Below are 20,572 nucleotides of genomic sequence, written 5' to 3'. Positions count from 1 at the left end.
GGGTAGGGGCGAAGCCCCGGCTGAGGTGCGGCAGGCGGCTGCATGTGTCGACAAGATTCATCGGGCCCAGGCAGACCTGTCCCGGCTGACGCGGCGCGTGAGCGGACGCACCTTCTACCTGTCGATCCATCGGCGCAAAACGACCGGCCAGGTGCATCTGCGCTGGCGCTCCGCAGGCGCCGGTCCTCATGCTGGCCACATTCCGTGGGGGGACATCGAGGGCTACTTCGTTCGCCTTCCAGGCGTCCTCCGGGAGTGGTACGACCAGACGCATCGGCGCGCGCTCGAACTCAACCGCCGTGAGATCGAGGCCCGGCTGGCGTTGAGGCATGCCCAGGAACGTTGCCGGTAGCGTTTCACACGCTGGGAACGTCGGCGTCCGCTTCCAGCGTCTTCTAATGCGACGCCAAGGAGAGAAACATGCCCAACGTCTTCAAGGGGAAAGGCAATCTCGGCGATGCCCCCGCCCTCAAGCACATCCCGGTCAATGGTGGCAACGAGGTGGTGGCCGAGATGCGCGTGTTCTTCGACGACTACGCCTATGACGAAGCCAACGACGAGTATCAGCAGGTCGGCGGATTCTGGATGCGCGTTTCGCTCTGGGGTCAGCGTGGCGAGGACGCCGCTCGTCTGCTGAGGAAGGGTGCGCGCGTTCAGGTCGAAGGGACGCTCAAGCAGTTCATGTATCTGCCGGAGGGAGCATCGGAGAAAGTGCCGGGCTTCCAGGTCACCGCCGACGACATCACGTTGTGCCTGGGGCGGGTATCCCGGATCGAATACAAGCCCAAGCGTGATCAGGCGGGGATTGCGCGCGAAGCACATGAAGATGCTTGAGCGTTGAACAGATCGGCCAGTCATAGCCAGGGCGGTAGGGATGGGGAATTGGAGCTGTCCCCGTTTGATGGATGCCAAGAATGGCGCTGCGGTAACAAGTTATCCACGGTCAATGCCCTGCAGCGCGGGGATAATGATTCGCTGATTCTGTTGCGCAACGTTGTTCGGGACGTTCGCCGCCGGCATCGGTTCGCCTTCCACGGTTTTGGGTCGTGCGGGCGTAACACCTGCACTGCGGGCGGGAATTGCCGTCATCGGATACGAATTTCGCCTCCCGCTGGCGATTGATCAAGGCAGGCTTCAAAGGTCTTGGTTGCCACCGAGAGACGTTCCGTGGTTCCCTGAGCGCGAGGACAGCGAGGACAGCGGGGATACGGCAGCGGCGCTATTGGGAACACCTGCTTCGTGACGAGCAGGACTATCATGCCCACCTCGACTACTGCATTCAATCTCGTCAAATACGTGGATGTCCAGCGGGTCGCAGACTGGGCTCATTCGATGTTCCATGCCTAGGGTGGGGCGTGGGGAGTCTATTCGCTCGATTGGGCAGGCAGTGGTCTCGTCGATGCGCACGGTGAGATGGAATGAGGCATGCGGCGCAATGATCTTCGGCTATTGCGTCCTACACGGGTTCTATTCACACAGTAGCCCGCTGCATGGACGACCACGACTACGGCCCGAACAACTCGAACCGCGACTTCGCGCTCAAGGGGACGGCGCTGGAGCTGTTCCGGGACTACTGGGCGAACCCCAGCTACGGAATGCCCGGCGTGCCCGGGGTCTTCGCCCGGGTGCCGCTCGGCGACGTCGAGCTGTTCTTGCTCGACGACCGTTACCACCGCGACGACGATGCCGCCGCGGACCCGGGGCGGACGATGTTGGGCGCGGCGCAGCTCGAGTGGCTCAAGGGTGCGCTGCGCGACTCGCGCGCCACCTTCAAGCTGGTCGCCAATGGCAGCCGCATGCTCAGCGACCGCCCGTCGCCCGAGAGCCGCGGCGGGGAGGGCTGGCACAACTTCCCGCGCGAGCGCCAGGCGTTCCTCGACTGGCTCGCTACAGAGCGCATCGACGGCGTGTTCTTTCTCTCCGGCGACATCCACTACACCCACCTGACTGAGCGCGAGCGCCCCGGCACTTACCCGCTGACCGAGCTCACCTGCTCGCCGCTGACCGCGCGCGTGATCCCCGCCCATTCCCGGTGCGCGAGGTGCCCGTGACGCTGGTCACACAGCGCAACTTCTGCACGCTGGAATTCTCCGGGCCGGCCGGCGCGCGGTTGCTGCGCGTCGCCGCGTTGAATGCCGCGGGTACGCGCCTGTGGCAGGAGGAGTTTGCGGCCGCGCGGCTGCGCACCCCGTGAGCGCGCCCACCCGCCGCCGGGATATCCATAACGACTCGTCTGGGCACCGCTGGTCCTCGCTCTTCAGGTGCGCGAGCAAAAAGGGTCCAGCCCAAGGGGTCGAGCAACGCGGTCTGGAATCACGAACTGGACCGGCCGCTGCGTCGTCCGCTGCACGACCATCGCCCTTGAGAGCACCTGGATTCCGTGCGTCACGTCGCGAACCCGCAGGCTGACGAGATCACAGCCTCGGAGCTTGCTGTCGATCGCGAGGTTGAACATGGCGAGGTCACGTACCTCGTGGGCGTTCTGCAGATGGATACGGATGCCCGGACGTCTTTGGGCTTGAGCGGCGCCTTCTCACTAGCTTTCCCTTGTTCCAGGGATCCCGATGCTCATAGGATTCCATGCGAGACTCCTTGCCTGTTGATCGGAGTCTGATTGTTCACCGGCGAGCGGCCGGCTGCTTCCCGGAAGAGATCGGAACTCGTGCTGTCGGCCAGTTGCTGTCGGTCGCTGTTACATTTCGATTGAGCGCGACGTGCTGATGCGGGCAAACGCCAGCTACGCACGGTAACACATCCATCGGCGATCGCACGCCCGCCCCGCCGACCTTCAACACGTGCGTATAGATCATTGTCGTGGCGACGTCCGAATGGCCGAGCAGTTCTTGCACGGTGCGAATATCGTAACCGCCGCGCAGCAATGAAGTCCCAAATGAGTGCCTCAAGGTATGAGGCGTCGGCGGCTTCGCGATGCGAGCATTCTCGACAACCCTCTTGAATGCACGCTAGAAGGTTTGGTCATACAGATGATGACGGCGCACGACACCGGAACGCGGGACGACCGAATGCTGTGGCTGCGTATCTGTCCGGTAATCCCCGTCAGGGGCACGACTCAAAGATCGACGAGATGTCGCAATAGCGGGAAGGAGACGCGCCAGCTTTGACCGTCGCAGTCGAGGGTGGCGGTGCGCTGATTGATGCGCACGATGGTTCCAATGCGGGTCTGCAGGTGACGGTCTTCGAAGCTCACTTGGTCGCCGCCTCGGAAGTCGGCGCGGGTCGGAGACGGCGGCTCGGGCGCCGATTGTGCCGGGATCGAGCCGGTGTCCGGGATTTCGATGGCCGCATAGGGCAACTTCCATTCGCGCCGGGAGCGCTCGTCCTGCACGGTGAGTTGCGTGTCCTTCATCGCGATGATCTGTCCCGTGCGCAGCGACATCTGGGCGCCGGCCTGTTGCCCGTCGAGGAAACGCACCGACTGCCCAAGATGCAGATGGCGACGGATTTCGATGATCCGGGCCGGGTCCGACATCAGGCGTTCGAGAATCGTCGAGAGGTGGAAGAGTTCGAGGCTGGTGGCACGGTTGAGGGCTTCGATCAGGGCAGCGTTCATGCGGCGGCGGGCGTCCAGTTCATCGGCAGCAGTTCTTCGAGGCGATCGACGCGGTGGGTGTTGATCCGTGCGAGCACGTCCTTCAGATAGGCATAGGGCTCGACACCGTTCAGGCGCGCCGTCTCGATCAGGCTGAAGAGTACCGCAGCGGCCCGCCCGCCACGTGGGCTTCCGGCGAAGAGCCAGTTCTTGCGCGACAGGGCCAGTTCCCGTTCATTCTGCCCATATCGGGCAGGAAGCTGAAGTCCATTATCGATGGCATCCGTTGTATGGGCGCCGCGTCAAGGTTCGCGACATCGAGCAGCGTGGTCGAGGCCATGTAGTTCACGTTGAATCCGACCCTTGCGTAGTCAAAGTGATTGCAGCATGGATGCTCGATCCTGCCGCGTGTTCAGCCATGAAACTGGGTGAGCCGAGGGTTACTGTGGCGGCGTTGTGCGATCTGCATCAACTGCTTGTCGATCGACATTTGCGAGGAAACTCGCCGGACGATTCGAACACCGTCCGGGAGAAACGCAATGGACAAGCTGCCCAACGTCGTTCCAGCAGGCCTGCAGTCGCCGTGGTCGGTGCCGCGACAAATGAACATGACGTTCGACCCCGTCGAACTTCAGGGGATGAGCTCGGCCCAGCGGACAAGGGCAATTACACATCTTGCGAGCCTGCTGATGCAGGCCGCCGGCGCCGTCACCGTGAAGGAGCATGACGATGACGAACATTGATCGTTTGCCAGCGCTTTTGCTCAATCGCAAGGCGGTAGTCTATGTTCGGCAGTCGACCCAGACTCAGGTCCAGATGAATCTGGAAAGCCAGCGCCGCCAATACGAACTGGTGGAAGAAGCAAAGCGTCGTGGATTCCGCGACATTGAGGTTATCGATGATGATCTGGGTCGGTCGGCGAGCGGAATGGTGGCTCGGCCCGGGTTCGAGCGCCTTGTGGCATTGCTCTGTGCGGGCGAAGTTGGAGCTGTCCTTTGCCTGGACGCATCACGTCTCGCGCGCAACGGGCGCGACTGGCACCATCTGCTCGAACTTTGCGGCCTCGTAGAGGCGCGGGTAATCGACCTGGATGGCTTGTACGATCCCTGTCGGCCAAACGACCGACTGCTGCTCGGCATGAAGGGCAGCATCAGTGAATTCGAGCTCAACGTTCTGCGTACGCGCATGCTCGATGCCGCACGCGGCAAGGCTCACCGTGGCGAATTGCGGATCAGCGTACCGGTGGGTTACATCTGGCATCGAGAAGTTGGATTGGGTCTCGATCCGAGCCTGCGATTGCAGGAAGTCATACGTCTGGTCTTCGCCCGTTTCCGCGAACTGGGCAGCGCACGGCAAGTGCTGCTGTCGCTGCGAGCCGAACAGGTTCACTTTCCGCGCCCCTCCGACGGCCGGACATTGACGCACTTCGACTGGACGCCGATACGCTATCGTAATGTGATCTCGGTGCTCAAGAATCCGTTCTACGCCGGGGCCTACGCGTACGGCAAAAGCGGGAAACAGACGGCAATCGTAGATGGCCGCGCACGCAAGAGCTACAAGCACCGCAAACCGTTTGAAGAATGGGACGTGCTGCTCAAGGAGCACCACGAAGGCTACATCGACTGGGCGGAATTCGAGCGCAATCAGAAGCAGCTCGCGGCCAACGCTTATGGCAAGGCGGGTGACGTGAAATCGGGTCGTGGTGGGCGAGCACTGCTCGCAGGCCTGCTTGCATGTGCGCGTTGCGGGCGCCGCCTGTCGGTGGCCTATACTGGCCGCATACCACAGCCGGTCTATCGATGTGACCGCTTCGACATGCCGCCCCGATGCATGAGGTTCGGCGGATCTCGTGTCGATGCTGCGATCGCGAGAGAGATTGTGCGCGTTGTTGAACCCATGGCGGTTGAAGCAGCTCTTCACGCCGAGCAAATGCACATGGACGTCCTGAACGAGCAGCGGCGGATTGTCGAACTCGAACTGCAGCAGGCTCAGTACGAAGCGACGCTCGCGGAGCGGCGCTATGCCGCCTGCGATCCCGATAACCGCCTGATCGCCGCGCAACTGGAGAAGAACTGGGAAACTGCGCTACGGCGCGTACAAACCTGCCAAGCACGCCTGCAATCGGTATGCACACCAGCGTCGGACATCCCCACCCCTGACTTTGCAGGGCTTGCCGAGGACCTCCATGCTGCGTGGAACGCTCCAGGCGTCACCACGCGCACGCGCCAACAACTGGTTCGTGCACTGATCGTCGATATTGTTGCCGACGTGGACGAGACGGCGCGTGAAGTCATCCTGACGATCCATTGGCAAGGCGGCCAGCACTCACAGCTACGGATCCGCAAGCCCAAATCGGGCGAGCATGGATGCTGCACGTCTGACGAAGCACTGGCAGTCATTCGCAGCATGGCAACGCGGTGGTCGGATCAAGACATCGCTGCATCGCTGAACCGGATGGGGATCCGCACCGGGCAAGGCAAGACCTGGACTGCCCATCGCGTCAGCTCCCTGCGGCGGGTCCGCGGTATCAATGCCTACCGGTCGGCGCAGAAGAATGGCGAATGGTTGACAATGTCGGAGGCCGCGAAACTGCTCGGCGTCACCAATCACGTAATCCGTCGCCTGATCAAGGATCGGATTCTCCCCGCCGAGCAGGTAATGCCCGACGCTCCGTGGCAAATCCGCGCCAGCGACCTGCATACCGAGGCGGTTGGCGCAGCGTTGACCTGCAAACATCGCCCGTGTCGCAACGACGTCGCAGGACAACTCCCAATGTTTATCGAGGTTTCAGAAGGAGGTGCACAATGAACGCCCCGTCGCCACCGGGCGCATGGCGCGTTCGCTCAGATTGTTGTCCGCGGCGAGACTGCCGTCATCGACGAACACGGTGAGCGCGGTCCAGTTCGACAGCGTATAGGCGAAGGCCTTCGCCAGCGGCGACTTCGGCAGCAGGGTCGGGGCGTGCGCGGTGAGCCAGCGATGGAACCAGGCGAGCACGCGCTTCGTGCGTCGTTGTCGGTGCTGCCGCCGGACGTCGGGATCGGCCTCGGCAATTTGGCTTTCGATGCGGTAGATCAGGCCGATGAAGCGCAGCGCATGATGCGCAAGTCCCGGCCGGGCCCCCTTGGGCATGGCCTTGACCACGTCGAAGTATTTCCTCCTCGCGTGAGCCCAGCACGCAACGTGGGTGACCCCTTCACGGAAGCTGGCGTGGTAGCCACTGTAATCGTCGGCTTGCAGATAGCCACGCCAGTCCCCGAGGATGCGGCGCGGGTGCGCGCCGCTGCGATCCAGCGTGAAGTCGTACAGTGCCGCCGGCGCCACCGCCTGCCAACGCCCGTGCTCGTCCTTGCGGTGCCCGCCGGCCAGATATGCCCACATCCGCGCCGTGACGGTCTTGCCCGGTGCCTGCAGCGCGAGCGTCGTGTCGTCGGTGAAGATCACCGGGCTCGCGAGCACGTGGCGATGCAGCACCGGCATCAGCACGCTCAAGAGCTCGGCCCCGTCGAGTACCCAGTCGCACAGCGTCTGGCGCGCGATCACGACGCCGTCGCGGGCGAGGATGCGCTGCTGACGGGCGAGCGGGCAATGATCGAGGTATTTCGACACCATCACGTGCGCGAGCAGCCCCGGCCCGGCGTTGCTCTTGGCGAGCGGCGAAGCCGGGGCGGTGGCGGTGCGGATCGTGCTGCTGCCGTCGGCGCGCTCGCAACGGTACTTCAGACGCACGTTCTGGATGACTTCGAGGCGCGCCGGGAGGTACTCGAGCATCTCGGAGACTTCTTCGCCGATGCGCTCGACCGCGGCGAAGGTGGCCTTCTCGTCCGCGGACAGATCGTGTTCGACGCGCCGCCGCGGCAGGTGCTCGCCGATCGCGGCACGTCCCGGCTGGCGCCGGCGGTGCGCCTCGACCTCGCGAAACGCTTCCGGCGGCACCGGCACTACGACCGCCTCGCTCCACAGCTCCCCCTGACCGGGGTGCATCGCTTCGCTGCGCGGACCGAACAGGCGTCGGCGCAGTTCGGCCAGCTGGTGGCGCAGGCTCTCCATCTGCGCGTCGAACTGGGCCCGCAACCCGTCGAGCTGCGCGGCCATCTCCAGCACCATATCCTGGAGCGGCTCAACGGCGTTGGGCAGGGTCGCGCGATCGATGACGGCAGGGCGATTCATGGCGCCCATCATGCCAGCGGGCGCCGTCTCGGGGCAGTCGGTCAAACCCCGATTGCATGGCAGGGCGCAGCCTCGCACTCAGCTCACGCGGGATGCGACCACCGCCGGGAGGCGCCGCACGCGGGCCAGATCGATGCCCTCGAGCCACGCCACCAGTTCGCTCATCGCCAGCGCGCCGGCCGCAAGACGCGCCGGATCGGCGAAGCGGCCCCGCTCCAGGCGCTTGTACAGCACCCAGAACCCGTGCCGGTCCCACACCAGGAGCTTGACCTTGTCGCGGCGCCGGCCGATGAACACGAACACCTGCCCCGACAGCGGGTCCATGCCCATGCAGGAAGCTACTAGTTGCGCCAGCGCGTCGATCGACTTCCGCATGTCGACCGCCTCGCTATACACATAAGCCCTGACCGCCGAGGACAGGATCACGGCAACTGCGCCAGGATGCGATCGAGCACCTGCTGGGCGGCCGTCCCTTGCAAACGCAGCGTCATCGTGCCGGGCAGGCGCACTTCGATTTCCGCGTTGCGGGAGGACGGGGCCGCACCATGGGGCAGCGCAATGAACTGGCCTCGCGCATCGGCCGACTTCGACTTTGCCCGCGACGCGGGCTCGACGTCGGTCTCGGCCCGCTCCAGACGCCCGACCCGATGCCGAAACGTCGACAGCGCCAACCCGTTCGCCTCGCAGTACTGCGGGATGCTCAGGCCCTGCTCGCGACGCAGGGCTTCATGCTGCTGCCAGAACCTGTCGTCGCGGGCCACCATCGGCTTGCCCGTGCGCCAGTCGATCCGACCGCCCGCCGCACCCATACCGCTGTCGCCATCCGAACCCAACTGTCCTTCCATCGTCACATGCTCCGCTATTCAAGGAGCGACAACGATCCAACAACGCGGGCAGGAACGGAAGAACGGGGGTTTCCGGACGGATACGTGGCTGCGGGAATACCCAGAACCAGGGCCAGGAATGTGCCACCCTTGGATACTTGCGTTCCAACGCTTTCGGCATCGCCACTCCGCCGCGAATCGCCGCCTGGTCGGCGGTCAGAGCGACCTCGCCCGGACCAGTTGTTTTCGCAAGGGCGAAGTCAGGCACTGCGGGAGCATCAGGGCACGATCCTTCGAGCCCTTGCCTTCACGCACGATGATCGTGGCGTGGGCGAGATCCACATCCTTGACCCGAAGCTACAGGCCCTCGCTGATGCGCATGCCTGTCCATATAACAGCCGGGCGAACAACCGATGCTCGCCATCCATCCAGAAAACCAAGAATCCGGGCGACCTCTTCGGGCGTCAGTACCATCGGCAAGCGGCGTGTGGGACGAGGCCGGCCAATCTCATTCATCCACGGTAAGTCCACGCGCAGCACGTACCCATAAGACAATAGCAAGGCAGCGAGCGCCTGCCGATGGGTCGAGGCAAACACGGCGCTCGTTCGCAAGCCACGACAGGAAGCCCCCGATTTCCGTGCGGCCTAGGGTCGCCGGATGTCGCAGGCCGAGGAACCGAATTTAGGCGCGAACCTAATGGACATAGGCACGCTCGGTTCGTATGCTGTAGTGAAGGTATTGGATGAGCTCGCACAACTGGTCGAGGACCTCGACCGAACGCAGCGGCGCAGGTTGTCGGTGACGGGTTTCAAGGGCTATTAAGACTGTTGTTTTGTAGGGGGTATCCACTTAGCTCCACCGACCCCGGAGTGCTGTATATTTATATATATGATAGCTCCGGTTGCAGGGATGGACTACCCCCGAACGTGGAACGAGTTCTTGGACTGGTTCCCGACGGAGGAGGCCTGCATGGCCTTTGTCGAGCGGCTTCGCTGGCCGCACGGTTTCACCTGTCCGGCGTGTGGGGTGGTCGGGCCGCCGTACCGCGCCAGTCGGGGACGCTTGATGTGCCGCAGTTGCCGGCATCAGACGTCGGTCACGACCGGCACGATCTTCGAGAAGACGCGCACGCCGTTGCGCGTATGGTTGGCGGGGGCTTGGTATGCAGCCAACCAGAAGCTGGGCGTGAGTGCCCTCGGCTTGCAGCGGGTGCTTGGCCGAGGCAGTTACCAGACGGCGTGGACGATGCTGCACCGCTTTCGCCGAGCCATGGTGCGCCCGGAGCGCGAAAAACTGCATGGGCTGGTCGAAGTCGATGAAACCTATTTGGCCCTCACCGACCGGCAGTTACCCATTACGGCCGCGGGGCGCAAGAGCAAGACCACCAAGGTCCTGGTCGTCATGGCGGTGGAAATCCACCAGCCGAAGGGGTTCGGGCGAATTCGGCTGCGCCGGGTGAGCGACGATAGTGCTGCGAGCGTAATTCCGTTCGTTCAGGAAGCCGTCGACGCCGCGGCCGTCGTGCGTACCGACGGCTCGGCTGCCTATCTGGGATTGAAGTCGCTCGGATATGGGCACGAGCGCAAAGTCATGCTCGGCGCGGAGGATGCGGCCCATGTCGCGATGCCCGGCGTCCACCGGGTCGCGTCGTTGGTGAAGCGGTGGATTCTCGGTACGCACCAAGGCTCAGTGCAGCCCGACCAGCTCGACTTCTACCTGGATGAATTCGTGTTCCGTTTCAACCGCCGCGCCTCGCGCTCACGCGGCATGCTGTTCTACCGACTGATGGAGCAGGCTGTGCGGACTCCACCTGTAACGTACGCCGATGTTGCACGGAAACGGCGACCACCGCAGGCTTAGTGGAGCTAAGTGGATACCCCTTTGTTTTGTACAGTCCAGATGCTGGCATGCGGTGCGGCAAGCACGTTTTAGCCGACACAACGTCTGTCGCGTTTGACCTGAGGAGAGTGCCTGTGAAGAACCTTACAGCTGTGATCGTGGATGCCGACACTAATGGCAATGAACTCTTGTCCGCTTCCGCGCGCGATGTGCCAATTACGCCAGATCAAGTCACCCAAGCGCGACTGCAACTTCAATCAGCGGCGCCACTTACCGTAAAGGTGGTTAATTGGCCGCAGTTCTACATCGTTACGGCGCGGAACCAAGTGCTCGTGTCCGGTGTGGATGCACAGCTCGTTCTCACAGCGTTTGGTACCGCAGACTTCTCGGCTGTCATCACCGAGAGCTGGCTGGCGCGAGGCTACCTGTTCCGCGTCGGCATTCATCACGATCAAACACGACTCGAACTGTTGGAAGTTATTGGCAAACGCTATTTGTACCCATGTCATATAAATACACGGATGAATTGGTCATACAATTTTGAGCCACGAAAATTCGATGCAATAAACGCGGCGAAGATCTACGCAGAAGGTGAGTTCGCTTCGTGCCCATAACGGCCAACCCCCTCCATCGCGCGGACGCCTACGGCACACTGCGTGTGCCTCTGATCGCCGCTCATGTCGAACGTTGAGCGTCCGGTTCCGTCATTCGCGAAGGTCCGAAGTGGGTCGTTATGCAAAGTTCTCGATTATGGAAAGTCAGTGGGTGCGGCTCGCGCCGACGCCCGGAGGGCGGCGGCACGCGTGCGTTGCGGCATTTTCATAATCACAGGGTCTTCAGGAAGTCGATCAGGGAGTCAGGAGCCCGATAGCGTTGGATTTTGGCGTCGGGTTCGTGGAGTCTGGCCAAAGCGCGTTCCTTCATCGCCAGATCGGCCTCGACGTATTGATGGGTCGTCACCGGACTCTCGTGACCGAGCCACAGCGCGATCACGCTGATGTCGACGCCGGCCTGCAGCAGATGCATCGCCGTCGTATGGCGAATCACGTGCGGCGAGACGTGGCGCTTCGCCAGATCCGGATAGGGCTGGGTTGCGGTATGTACAGCCAACGCCAGCCGGAGGGCGACGTTGGTGCGCGTCATCGCATGCCAGTTGCGGTTGGGCAACAACGGTGATTCTGGCTCGAGCTGAGGGTTCTGCTTCAGCCAAGCTCGGACGGCCTTGACTGTCGAGCGCCACAGCGGAACGCTGCGCTGCTTGCGGCCCTTGCCGGTGATTTCGGACACACGCGCGCCGGTGTTGTAGAGCATCAGGAAGAGCACGTGGTCACGCTGACCGATCCAGGTTTTATCGGGCGCGTCGATCACGGCCAGCATCTCCTCGCGGGACAGATAGCCGAACATCGGGCGCTCGAAACGCTTCGCGGGTATGCCGAGTCCGCGTTCGACCACCTGCAGCGACGACACATCCCGGCGGCCGGCGAACTTGAGGAATGACCGCAACGCAGCCAGGCGCGCGTTACGACTGCGCACGCAGTTGTGACGCTGCTGTTCAAGATGATTGAGGAATGCCGTGATCAGCTCCGGTGTCATGTCTGCGAGCGCGATCGCGGCCGACGATTTGCCCAGCCGGGACTGAGCGAACTCGAGGAACAGCACAAAGGCGTCGCGGTACGCGGCGATGGTCTGCGGGCTGAGTGCGCGCTGTTGGGTCAGGTACTCGGCGAAGTAGGCCTGCACGAGCGTGGCGAATGACGGCGGCGTCTTGGCGGGCTTACTCATCGTCGCCTCCCGCCAAATCCACGAAGCGCTCGAACTTGCCACCGGCCAGGGCCATCAGTTCAGGGACCGACGAGAGATACCAGTAGGTGTGGGAGATCTTGGTATGCCCCAGGTAGGTCGACAGGGCCAGCATCATCTGGTCGATGTCGGTGCCTTCACGATGCCAACGCACCAAGCGTCTGACGGCAAAGGTATGACGAAGATCATGCAGGCGCGGTGCTGCATGCGCACCTCGATTGACCCAGTCGAGGCGATCACGCAGGGCATTGAAGACGCGATGAACCTGTCGATCGCCGAGCGGCCGCCCCAGCCGCCGACCTCGACTGCCAATGAAGAACGGCGTGTTGGCCGTTGTCGGTACGTGCCGTATTCGCTGCCGCCGGTAGCGTGCCAGCACTTCGATCGTGCTCGGATGCAAGGGCAATTGGCGCGACTTGGCGAACTTGGTCTGTCGTACGGTCAGCATCCCGCGCTTGAGATCGACGTCGGTATCGCCCAGGTGAAGCGCTTCGGACACGCGCAACCCGGTCGAGGCCATCAGGCCAAACAAGGTTTCGAAGGTCGCCGGACGCAAGCTGCCGCGTGGCCCCAGTGTGCGGGCAGCGACCAGCAGATCAACGATCTCCTCTTCGCGGTAGATGTGGGGCGCCACCCGGCCCGGTTCAGGCCCGAAGATCGACGCCTCGGGCATCTCGGTTTGCGGCTCAAACTGTCGCAGATAGCGGATGAATCGACGCAGTATCGCCATCCGGCGGTACCAGGTTTCCGGTGTACCGATTCCCCCTTTACCGGTTCGTACCCAATCGGCCATCAGCTCGACGGTCAGCGGGCCGTGGTGATGCCGATCGGCGACGAACTGCGCAAAGTCAGCCAGGAGTGTGTCGTGGGACTGCAACTCGAAACCAAGCCGACGGCGCTCGGCCAGATAGTCGGCGACTCTCGTCTGCAGGCGGAGACGCGCGCTCATGATTCGCTCCCAGGCCACGGTAGCGGCACCGTCGAGAGCTTTGGCGTGTCGAGCTTGGCGTAGATCAGCGTCGTGTTCAGCGAACGGTGGCGCAGAAGATCGGCGACCTCCTTGAGCGAACTTCCGTGCTCCACGAGTCGGCATGCGAGCGTGTGGCGCAATGCATGCGATCCAGAATGTGGTAGGCCGCTGCGTTGATATGCATTAGTGATTACTTTCTGAATCGCACCCGCTGTGCTGGGCTCACCGCGCGGCGCCATAGGACGCACAAAGATGGCAGAACTGGTGCTCGGAGGGCGCTCGTGCTGCAGATAGTCAGCAAGCGCCTGCCCGGTCTCGATCGGCAAGGGCAGAATGTCCTGCCGAAACGACTTCGTACCCCTCAGCGTCACCGTCCCAGCATGCCAGTCGATGTCGCTGATCGTCAGGCGGGCGATTTCTCCGGCCCGCAACCCCAAGTCCAACGCGCAGCGAACAATGGCATAACCGCGTTTCGGCCACCGACGAGCGAACCTGAAGGAGTCCAGGAGTCGCTCCACCTCTTCCCCCGTCAGCGCGTGCGGCAAGCTCGCCAAGTTCCAATGCGCCGGTGACGAAATGACAGCGGTCAGTCTATCGGCGGGGTCGCCGCAAGTGCTTCGATAGCGGAAGTAGCTGCGCAGTCCCGAGGCCAGCGTGGAGGCATTGGAAGGCGTTCGGCGCGCCTCCAGTTGGTCGGCAAGAAACTGCCGCACATCGGCTGGCCGCAGTCGGGCGATATCGACGGCGCCGTTTCCAAATTTCTGGCGCAGTAGTCGGTGTGCCACACGCAAGCAGCTACTTCGACTCCCCGGCGACAGCCCACGCAGGTCCCGCAGGTACGCGTCGTAGCGCTGCAGTTCCTCGTCGATGTGGTCTTTGGATACAACGGCAGCCGGCTCGATCGACGCTGGCTGGGGTGTGTTCGTGTTCATGGCGGTCTCCTGAAGTGAGCTACCACTTCAGGAGACCCGAGAAATTATGTCGAGCTCGCCGCCGAGTTACTGCCGAACGTCTCGCTTGCTGTCTGCCCTTGAACGTCCATCACGTCAGCGACTTTCCATAATCGAGAACTTTGCATAACGACCCAAAACGGCCATCCGGACTTCTCTGAAGCCGCCGTTCAGGCAGACGGGGCTACTGCGAGTTTCGTTGCCACGAAGCTGCCGTTCGTGACCTCACTCACCCGGCCACAACCGGTCGCTGGAGATCCGCTCAGAATTTTCCTAGCTCGACCCCCGAGCGCTAGAGAACCGGACGTTCACGGACTTCCCTGAACGGCTAAGAACGCGGCTAAAGCTACGTCGCTGAGACCTGTCTTAGAGGGTGATGATCACCAACTACTGCATCTGCGATATGTATGAATAATGCATTGATGGGAAGTGCCTGCGGAACAGGTTCGGACGGTCGCACATCCAGATCTCCGAGTTAGAAGTCGCGTTTTCTTGCCGAACTGAAGCCGGCGGTGTATACCAAATCCAATCGGCGTGCAGCGGTCGACGGCAGAGTAAGAAGGCGGCAGCGAACACGTTGGCTTCTGTTCACCACCTGCAGATTCCTAGCTGGCATGCCACGTTTTGCGCAAGCTTGCCAGGGGAGGGCCCGCGATGAAGACGCCAGGTTCCGATCTCGAAAAGCTTGTGGCATCCCTAGCTCCCTTGGTGGAGTTCTACTATCCAATTTCGCCACGATGGCCCGGTGGCGCCGCTACGATTTCTTCGGACGTCTTGCAGGAATCCAAGCGCACCCTTTTCCTCCAAGGACCCACGTTGGCGTCCCTATCGAAAAATCCCGGCATGCTTTACGGCGGTCTGGAGAAGATCAGGGACACGCTGAGGCCGAAGTTGGCGGGGCTATGGGCCATACGTGTGACCCTAGTCGGACCCGATGGAGAGTCCTTCGCCTATGCCCCACAGGCTAGGATGGGTTTGTGTGATGGACCTCATACGCCGGACGAGGTCGACGACCTGGCGCACTTCGTCATGTTTTGTATCGATCAGCAGTTTTCCAATCTTCAGACTAACGACCAACTCAACAAACGCCTTGTCGCTGAAAGCTACGTTATAGCGGACATTTCGCCCCACGATGCCGTTCACTACGAGATCTCAAAGCATCACGACCCTAATAGACTGCGATCGGCATATTCGACACTAATCGCTCATCATCACCGTTTGACCCTAGAAAGCAAGGATGAAGTAGCGAAACTTGACCATTTGCTCACAGGCTACCAAACTGCGGCGGCAATCGAGCGTCCTAACGGCTATTCGGCAAGTACCCTCGATCAAGTTGCGTTCTTTCGTGCGGCGATTCAATCGCATCCTGCCGAACTCCGCACTTTGAGCATGAGAAAGAAGAGCTTGATCAACTTTCATCTACTGACCGTGGAAGAGGGCTTTGCAGAACTGTACAGCTACGTGTCACTAGAGCAGTGGGCGGAAGGAACGGCTGCCCACATCGGTTTCGTGCAGCCACCCGGCAAGGAGATTGAGGCCCATCTAGAAGCCTGGTTGCAGCGGATACACTCCGATCAGTCAACCCCTTACTCACGTGGCCTAGCGCTCTATAAGGCGCTCTACGATCGCCACGGATATGCGTTCAGCTTCATGGCTAAGATTCTCTGCGAAGCAAGTTTCAAGATCATGGGGAACCTGCTTCCTCTCGATGTGCTGAGCAAGGCGACCGAGCAGACCTTTCCCAATCATCCGACAGCTCTTCTGGAGAAACTTAGCGGCTTTGAATACACCCACGCAAACGCTTGTGCCAAGATCGCCGCAGCAGTACCTTATCTGCAACTGGGCGCGCGGTCCCCTCAGGATCTTGCCATCGACGTACTCGAGCAGCTGTGACGGACAGGAAAACCAACCATGAAAGTCATCGTCGACGACAATACCGAATTCGACAAGCCACTCCCGACTTCGGATGAACTGATACGACACATTTATGTGGAAGGGCCGTCCGAGCTGACGAGTCGCACCAGTTTCGCTTTAGAGACCATGATCATGGCGGGCGTTGTGTTCATCGTCAGCCAAGCTATTGCTGCCTATTACCGAAAGACGGCAGCGGACGCCGCGAAGAAGCGCCACGAGGAGATCCTGGCGAAACTCGATCAGGTCGTGCAGAACCCCACTCTGCATGGATTGAAAGACGCGACGGCCGGATCGCACCCCAAACTCGATATCGTCGTCGACGCCGCCGAGTACGCGCTGCTCAAGGAACCTCTTAAGCAGATCGAGGTGTCGTTGCCCGGCGTCCGAATCGTGACGACCGATAACGATGCCGGCTCTATAGCCTCGGATCCTCGGCCCGCGGTGCCCCAGTCCACGGGCGATGCTTCTACCGACAAGTAAACGGGCAGTTCCGATGGCCGCAGCGATCCTTCGCCGTCGCGGCGAACCCCTTGGTGTTCGAATCATTGTGCCGGCTGGGTCGCTGGGTCTCCAAGATTGACGTCGGTACAAATGGACCGACTTGGAGGGGCGGCTGCTTCTGGCCGGTTGTGTGAGATCACGAACGGCAGCTTCCTGGAAGCGAAACTTGCGACAGCCCAGTGTGCCTGTGCGGCCGCTTCGGGTCGGGTTGCGACCGACACCTCACCCGATTCGTCGCCGGAAAGCCGCCGTTGGAGGTTCGCTTCCCGTAAGCAGCCGCTCGCCGACGAGTCGTGTCGACCCGTAGCTGCCTGATGATGTTTGCAAGGTCTAAGTCGGCTTTCCGGTCTTGAAGCTGCCAGTCGTTTCTTCAGGCTGACAGAATCGACCTCGGCCAATCCCACCGTTCGGACGGTTACCTAATAGCTTAGTCGTCACTAAGCGTCGTTCAGCTGAGAGGCGGGCTGAAGGTCACTAATAAAGGGGAAGCCATTGATCTCTAATCGGTCATTCAATCCAATGCGAATTTCAACTGCGGAGCGGTCCTCAGAGAACGTCTCGATCGAAGCCTCATATCTATTCGTGAGATAATGAAAATATTGGTTCTCTGACCCTACCCAATTGCGCCTTGTATCCCGCCGGGCAGCAACGAATGGCCCATCGACAACAATATCGGTGTTACGTAATAACTGGTCAACACCGGGGAGATTGCGCTGACGAAGTTGTTCCAACCGAAAGCCAGTGAACACCATCACTGACAGTCCCAATAACTGGCAGGAGACGGCGACTTCGGCCAACCCGCTTGCCTGGTATGTCGGTTCACCTCCAAGGAAAGTTACACCCTCAATTCCATAAATGGCACGGGCCTGTTCGATCTCGAAAGTGATCTCGGAGGACGACATCACCTCCCGACGCACGAAGGGCAACAGTTCCTGATTGCAGCAGCCATGGCAACCTATGTCGCAGCCTTGGACCCAAAGCGCATACCGCAATCCCGGGCCCTCGACGGATGTGTTTGGTATTCTATTTGCAATATTTAGATAACTGGTCATGGCGCCTCGAGCGCGACACGTATTGAATCATCTGGAGCTAGCGCGATGACGAGAGTCTTACCGATACACATGCTTCTGTCCGAAATCTCTGTGAATAGGAAATTTGAAACCGGGTCGATCAACCACTTTGTTAATGCTGTTATGGCACCACGACCACCCATAGTCGGATCGATATCGCGAGCGATCCGGTCAAGAAATGTGCGTTCTTCCGCGATCCGAACTGCCCGGATGCCATACTTATCCTGAAGTTGCGCCCGAAGCGGGCCGAGCTTGCTGCGCATGATTTCGGCCAGAAAGCCCCTGTCTCGAACGAAGTTAAACGCGACGATATTGTCACCAATTCGGTTCAGTAGCTCGGGTCGGCCCAGGTCCCGGACAAAATGATCCCGCACTCTGCGCTGAAATGCGTCCCTCGCCTCTTCGTCACTGCATGCCGGGTTAATTTCGGCCGCGCCGATATTCGATGTGAAGATGATGATTGCTTCGGAAAAGCTTACCGTCTGCCCGCGTCCATCCGTAAGTCGACCGTCCTCGAGAATTTGAAGAAACTTGTCGAGAATCCGCAAGTGGGCCTTTTCGATCTCATCGAAGAGAAGGACGCAGAATGGACGCTTGCGGATGGCATTGGTAAGTTGTCCACCCTCCTCATAGCCAACGTATCCTGGCGGCGCGCCAACAAGTCTCTGATCGCTATGTTCATGGTTGAACTCGGACATGTCGAAGCGAATGAAGGCTTCCTCATCTCCGAAGAGGAACTCTGCAAGGGTCTTTGCCAGCTCCGTTTTTCCGACCCCCGTCGGTCCCACGAAGAAAAGCGTCCCCTTCGGCATTCGTTGCCGTCTGGAATGCTGCAATCCTGCTAGACCGGTATAGGCTCGGATTGTTACAGCAGTTACCTTCTCGATGGCGTGTGATTGCCCCTTCACCCGCTCTGCTAATACCTCTGGCATTGTCAAGAGTTTATCGCGACTGAGCGCTTCCCATGCGCTTGTTTGAATGCCGTGGCGATAGAGGCTCAGCAATTGGTCGGCCGTCAGCTCTTCAGTTTCCGCAGACCGGCGGGACAGTTCTTCTATATTAAAAATATCCTGACATGACATTCCGTCCAGTGCATCGACGAGATCTTCATAGGCCACCTGACCTCGCTTGGGCTGGTTCTTCAGTTTCCACTCATGAAGGCGATCTCCGAGAAGCGTCATCCTCTCCTCTCGATCCGGCAAGGGCACCACCACCTCGCGGACATGGGCAGGTCCAGGCAGCATAGAGAGGGGAAGCGCATGTGCTGACGGAGAGACCAGTACCAGCAGATTTCTGTGCCCCGTCACCTCTGAGAAGTCCCGTCCAATGATCGCCTTGGCAAGTCGAGCAAGCAGGTCACGCTCTGTTTGCGAAGGCTGCTGGCCGAACGAGAAAGCGAAGTTCGCAAAATTCACAACAAAAGCTGTTGGTCGATCGGTACCATCTACCATCGCGGCGAGCATAACCGCGGCAAAGTCCTCTACGGTCACAGAGGCTCGTTGCGGCTCGCTATCGTAATGCGCCTCCGGAGCAACAGCATAAGTCGCGCCCCGCGCCTCGCTCGGCCCTACCGCTCTCGCAAGTTCTTCCCATCTCGCGGCGTCGCGACCTTTAATCCCTGTCACGGGATCCCATTCGATCACCGTCTTGAATGCCACTTCCCGAATAGCCTCCGCGACCAATTGCGGCACACGTTGATACTCCATCGTCCACGGATTTCGACGCATATCATGAACTTCGCCGTCAACGACTATGCAGGAAACTAACCCCGCGTTTGCTTCAAGACTGCGAAGCCAAATTGGCCGATGCACAGTGCTCATTTTCTGCGCTCTCCGGAACTATCGGGCAGACGCTTCTCCGACTTGCCGATCATGTCCGGATTTCGCCAAGATATCCTCTCATCTTCGAGTTCAATCCCATAGATGTCTTGCAGCCGGGGCAGAACTTTGACCGCGTCATCGAGGCAGGCTTGACCTTGGTAGTGGTCGAACTTGTAGGTCATCCCGTCCAGATTCACACGAAAGGCCGCCTGTGCGCCCGACGGGCGTTGCGCCTTGATCACAACGGCAGCAGCCTCACCCCCTTCGAGCTTCGGTTCGGAAACGATGAAACCTGCATTACGAAGTTCGCGCAGCAGACCACCGACCACGTGCCGCCGCGCCGCCTCCTGAAGTGCGCGTTCATCGGCCGCCTGACGGATTGTTGCAAGGCTGTCATTCAAGCTTTGCATCGTGACCCGCTCATCGGCCAGACTCGTCTTCAGGTTTCGGATCGCCGACTGCGCAAGATCGTCGTTCATCCGCGCGTAGACGGCCAACGCGTCGTCCAGAGCGGCTAACACTTCACTTCGTTCCTCATCGCGTTGCTCGGCAATCTTTAGTGCTTCCGCCTTCGTCCGGGCGTTTGCCTTCACCGATTCGAGGCGGCTCTTCAACTCGAGCCGGACCTGCCCGAGTTCTTCAAGGTTGAATCTACGACGTTCAATTTCGTGACTTAGCGCTATAAAATCTGGCTGGCAGAGGTCACGCTCGATCGCCCCCGGCATCGATTGGCGGGCCTTGCGGATCATGTCGAGCAAATCATCGCGCGCCGCTTGTTCCTGCGAGATTCGATCTTCGCGCGCATCGCGTTCGGCTGCCAAGCGTTCGCGCGCAGCGTCACGTTCCGCATCGACTGCCGCTTGTGCCGCTTCCCTCTCGGCTATCTGGGCTGCTCGACGGTTATCACGGGCGTGCGCGCCCAAGGAGCGCATCATGGCGGACAGGCGGATATTCTCGTCTCTCGCCTGCTCGGGGTCTTGGGACAGGAGTCGCTCGACCTGTTCAAGCGATGCACGACACCTATGGTAGTCGTCGCTAACGTAGCTATCCAAACCTTGCGTAACCAATGACTCAAGGCGTTGCCGATTTCGTTCGGCATAGCCCTTCGTCACATCTCTAATGCGGTCGAGATACATCTCTCTCCGCCTCTGTGCCTCGATCCT

Annotated in this window: 23 protein-coding genes and 1 pseudogene; 11 read left to right on the top strand and 13 right to left on the bottom strand. The window is 60.7% G+C overall.

Translation table 11 applies throughout. The features are described 5' to 3' along the window. Positions 1–97: 97 nt before the first annotated feature. The 4 genes from GO606_RS17275 (at position 98) to GO606_RS17260 (ending at position 2,194) form a co-directional block, all read left to right on the top strand. Positions 98–352: a hypothetical protein gene (locus GO606_RS17275; protein WP_157866556.1), complete on the top strand. Its 255-nt coding sequence runs from the start codon at positions 98–100 to the stop codon at positions 350–352. A gap of 68 nt (positions 353–420) precedes the next feature. Further along, complete coding sequence (locus tag GO606_RS17270; RefSeq protein WP_169120232.1) at positions 421–834, top strand: single-stranded DNA-binding protein; 414 nt, start codon at positions 421–423, stop codon at positions 832–834. A 656-nt stretch (positions 835–1,490) separates the two neighbouring features. Then, positions 1,491–2,051 (top strand): alkaline phosphatase D family protein, encoded by a 561-nt coding sequence (locus tag GO606_RS17265; RefSeq protein WP_246979698.1) that lies wholly within the window; start codon positions 1,491–1,493, stop codon positions 2,049–2,051. Continuing rightward, positions 2,048–2,194: a hypothetical protein gene (locus GO606_RS17260; RefSeq protein WP_246979696.1), complete on the top strand. Its 147-nt coding sequence runs from the start codon at positions 2,048–2,050 to the stop codon at positions 2,192–2,194. The genes GO606_RS17265 and GO606_RS17260 overlap by 4 nt, the downstream gene beginning before the upstream one ends. 63 nt (positions 2,195–2,257) lie before the next feature. Here the strand turns inward: GO606_RS17260 and GO606_RS17255 are convergent, their stop codons facing one another. The 4 genes and pseudogenes from GO606_RS17255 to GO606_RS22205 form a co-directional block, all read right to left on the bottom strand. Further along, entirely contained in the window at positions 2,258–2,455 is a 198-nt protein-coding gene (locus GO606_RS17255) for a site-specific integrase (protein ID WP_246979693.1), read from the bottom strand. Positions 2,456–2,618: 163 nt separating this feature from the next. After that, positions 2,619–2,948 (bottom strand): annotated as a pseudogene (locus GO606_RS22210) (tyrosine-type recombinase/integrase); the annotation flags it as partial. A 122-nt stretch (positions 2,949–3,070) separates the two neighbouring features. Next, entirely contained in the window at positions 3,071–3,571 is a 501-nt protein-coding gene (locus tag GO606_RS17245) for a hypothetical protein (protein WP_169120234.1), read from the bottom strand. Then, positions 3,568–3,657: a hypothetical protein gene (locus tag GO606_RS22205; RefSeq protein WP_425532226.1), complete on the bottom strand. Its 90-nt coding sequence runs from the start codon at positions 3,655–3,657 to the stop codon at positions 3,568–3,570. The genes GO606_RS17245 and GO606_RS22205 overlap by 4 nt, the downstream gene beginning before the upstream one ends. Here GO606_RS22205 and GO606_RS22200 point away from each other — a divergent pair. The 3 genes from GO606_RS22200 (at position 3,625) to GO606_RS17230 (ending at position 6,358) form a co-directional block, all read left to right on the top strand. Next, a complete protein-coding gene (locus tag GO606_RS22200; protein WP_425532223.1) occupies positions 3,625–3,894 on the top strand; it encodes a hypothetical protein in 270 nt (89 codons plus the stop codon). The two genes, GO606_RS22205 and GO606_RS22200, sit on opposite strands and share 33 nt — an antisense overlap. Positions 3,895–4,089: 195 nt before the next feature. Beyond that, positions 4,090–4,293 carry a hypothetical protein gene (locus tag GO606_RS17235; protein WP_169120236.1) on the top strand — a complete coding sequence of 68 codons (204 nt, stop codon included), beginning with the start codon at positions 4,090–4,092 and terminating at the stop codon, positions 4,291–4,293. After that, positions 4,280–6,358, top strand: coding sequence for a recombinase family protein (locus tag GO606_RS17230; RefSeq protein WP_169120238.1), 2,079 nt, complete (start codon positions 4,280–4,282; stop codon positions 6,356–6,358). Before GO606_RS17235 ends, GO606_RS17230 begins: the two co-directional genes overlap by 14 nt. On the opposite strand, the gene tnpC is transcribed toward GO606_RS17230, so the two are convergent. The 3 genes from tnpC to tnpA all read right to left on the bottom strand — a co-directional run bounded on the left by tnpC (position 6,338) and on the right by tnpA (position 8,565). Further along, positions 6,338–7,720, bottom strand: a complete 1,383-nt coding sequence (tnpC, locus tag GO606_RS17225) for an IS66 family transposase (protein WP_211166810.1) — start codon at positions 7,718–7,720, stop codon at positions 6,338–6,340. The two genes, GO606_RS17230 and tnpC, sit on opposite strands and share 21 nt — an antisense overlap. Before the next feature lie 78 nt (positions 7,721–7,798). After that, a complete protein-coding gene (tnpB, locus tag GO606_RS17220) occupies positions 7,799–8,116 on the bottom strand; it encodes an IS66 family insertion sequence element accessory protein TnpB (protein WP_281503934.1) in 318 nt (105 codons plus the stop codon). Positions 8,117–8,142: 26 nt separating this feature from the next. Continuing rightward, positions 8,143–8,565, bottom strand: a complete 423-nt coding sequence (tnpA, locus tag GO606_RS17215; RefSeq protein WP_169120228.1) for an IS66 family insertion sequence element accessory protein TnpA — start codon at positions 8,563–8,565, stop codon at positions 8,143–8,145. A gap of 868 nt (positions 8,566–9,433) precedes the next feature. Between tnpA and GO606_RS17205 the strand changes: the two genes are divergently transcribed. Both GO606_RS17205 and GO606_RS17200 read left to right on the top strand, forming a co-directional pair. Further along, positions 9,434–10,405 (top strand): IS1595-like element ISAzo7 family transposase, encoded by a 972-nt coding sequence (locus tag GO606_RS17205; protein ID WP_169120944.1) that lies wholly within the window; start codon positions 9,434–9,436, stop codon positions 10,403–10,405. 113 nt (positions 10,406–10,518) lie between these two features. After that, positions 10,519–10,998: a hypothetical protein gene (locus GO606_RS17200; RefSeq protein ID WP_169119568.1), complete on the top strand. Its 480-nt coding sequence runs from the start codon at positions 10,519–10,521 to the stop codon at positions 10,996–10,998. Between the two features lie 211 nt (positions 10,999–11,209). Here the strand turns inward: GO606_RS17200 and GO606_RS17195 are convergent, their stop codons facing one another. From GO606_RS17195 to GO606_RS17185, 3 genes are read right to left on the bottom strand one after another with little or no spacing between them, the layout of a single operon-like run. After that, positions 11,210–12,166: a tyrosine-type recombinase/integrase gene (locus GO606_RS17195; protein WP_169119567.1), complete on the bottom strand. Its 957-nt coding sequence runs from the start codon at positions 12,164–12,166 to the stop codon at positions 11,210–11,212. Continuing rightward, positions 12,159–13,133 (bottom strand): tyrosine-type recombinase/integrase, encoded by a 975-nt coding sequence (locus tag GO606_RS17190; RefSeq protein WP_169119566.1) that lies wholly within the window; start codon positions 13,131–13,133, stop codon positions 12,159–12,161. Before GO606_RS17190 ends, GO606_RS17195 begins: the two co-directional genes overlap by 8 nt. After that, positions 13,130–14,086 carry a site-specific integrase gene (locus GO606_RS17185; protein WP_169119565.1) on the bottom strand — a complete coding sequence of 319 codons (957 nt, stop codon included), beginning with the start codon at positions 14,084–14,086 and terminating at the stop codon, positions 13,130–13,132. The genes GO606_RS17190 and GO606_RS17185 overlap by 4 nt, the downstream gene beginning before the upstream one ends. Before the next feature lie 672 nt (positions 14,087–14,758). Here GO606_RS17185 and GO606_RS17180 point away from each other — a divergent pair. Both GO606_RS17180 and GO606_RS17175 read left to right on the top strand, forming a co-directional pair. After that, positions 14,759–15,997, top strand: a complete 1,239-nt coding sequence (locus GO606_RS17180; protein WP_169119564.1) for a hypothetical protein — start codon at positions 14,759–14,761, stop codon at positions 15,995–15,997. Positions 15,998–16,015: 18 nt separating this feature from the next. Next, complete coding sequence (locus tag GO606_RS17175) at positions 16,016–16,498, top strand: hypothetical protein (protein WP_169119563.1); 483 nt, start codon at positions 16,016–16,018, stop codon at positions 16,496–16,498. 458 nt (positions 16,499–16,956) lie between these two features. Here GO606_RS17175 and GO606_RS17170 read toward each other — a convergent pair whose 3' ends face one another. The 3 genes from GO606_RS17170 to GO606_RS17160 are packed head-to-tail and all read right to left on the bottom strand — an operon-like array spanning position 16,957 to position 20,545. Continuing rightward, positions 16,957–17,571, bottom strand: coding sequence for a 4Fe-4S single cluster domain-containing protein (locus GO606_RS17170; protein WP_169119562.1), 615 nt, complete (start codon positions 17,569–17,571; stop codon positions 16,957–16,959). After that, on the bottom strand, positions 17,568–19,409 hold the full coding sequence (locus GO606_RS17165) for an AAA family ATPase (RefSeq protein ID WP_211166735.1): 1,842 nt from the start codon (positions 19,407–19,409) through the stop codon (positions 17,568–17,570). The genes GO606_RS17170 and GO606_RS17165 overlap by 4 nt, the downstream gene beginning before the upstream one ends. Then, positions 19,406–20,545: a coiled-coil domain-containing protein gene (locus tag GO606_RS17160; protein ID WP_169119561.1), complete on the bottom strand. Its 1,140-nt coding sequence runs from the start codon at positions 20,543–20,545 to the stop codon at positions 19,406–19,408. The genes GO606_RS17165 and GO606_RS17160 overlap by 4 nt, the downstream gene beginning before the upstream one ends. Positions 20,546–20,572 lie beyond the last annotated feature (27 nt).

The organism is Aromatoleum anaerobium (genome assembly GCF_012910705.2).
Classification (GTDB): domain Bacteria; phylum Pseudomonadota; class Gammaproteobacteria; order Burkholderiales; family Rhodocyclaceae; genus Aromatoleum; species Aromatoleum anaerobium.
The sequence above is the reverse complement of the archived record's forward strand: the minus strand, read 5'-3'. Positions and strand labels throughout refer to the sequence as shown.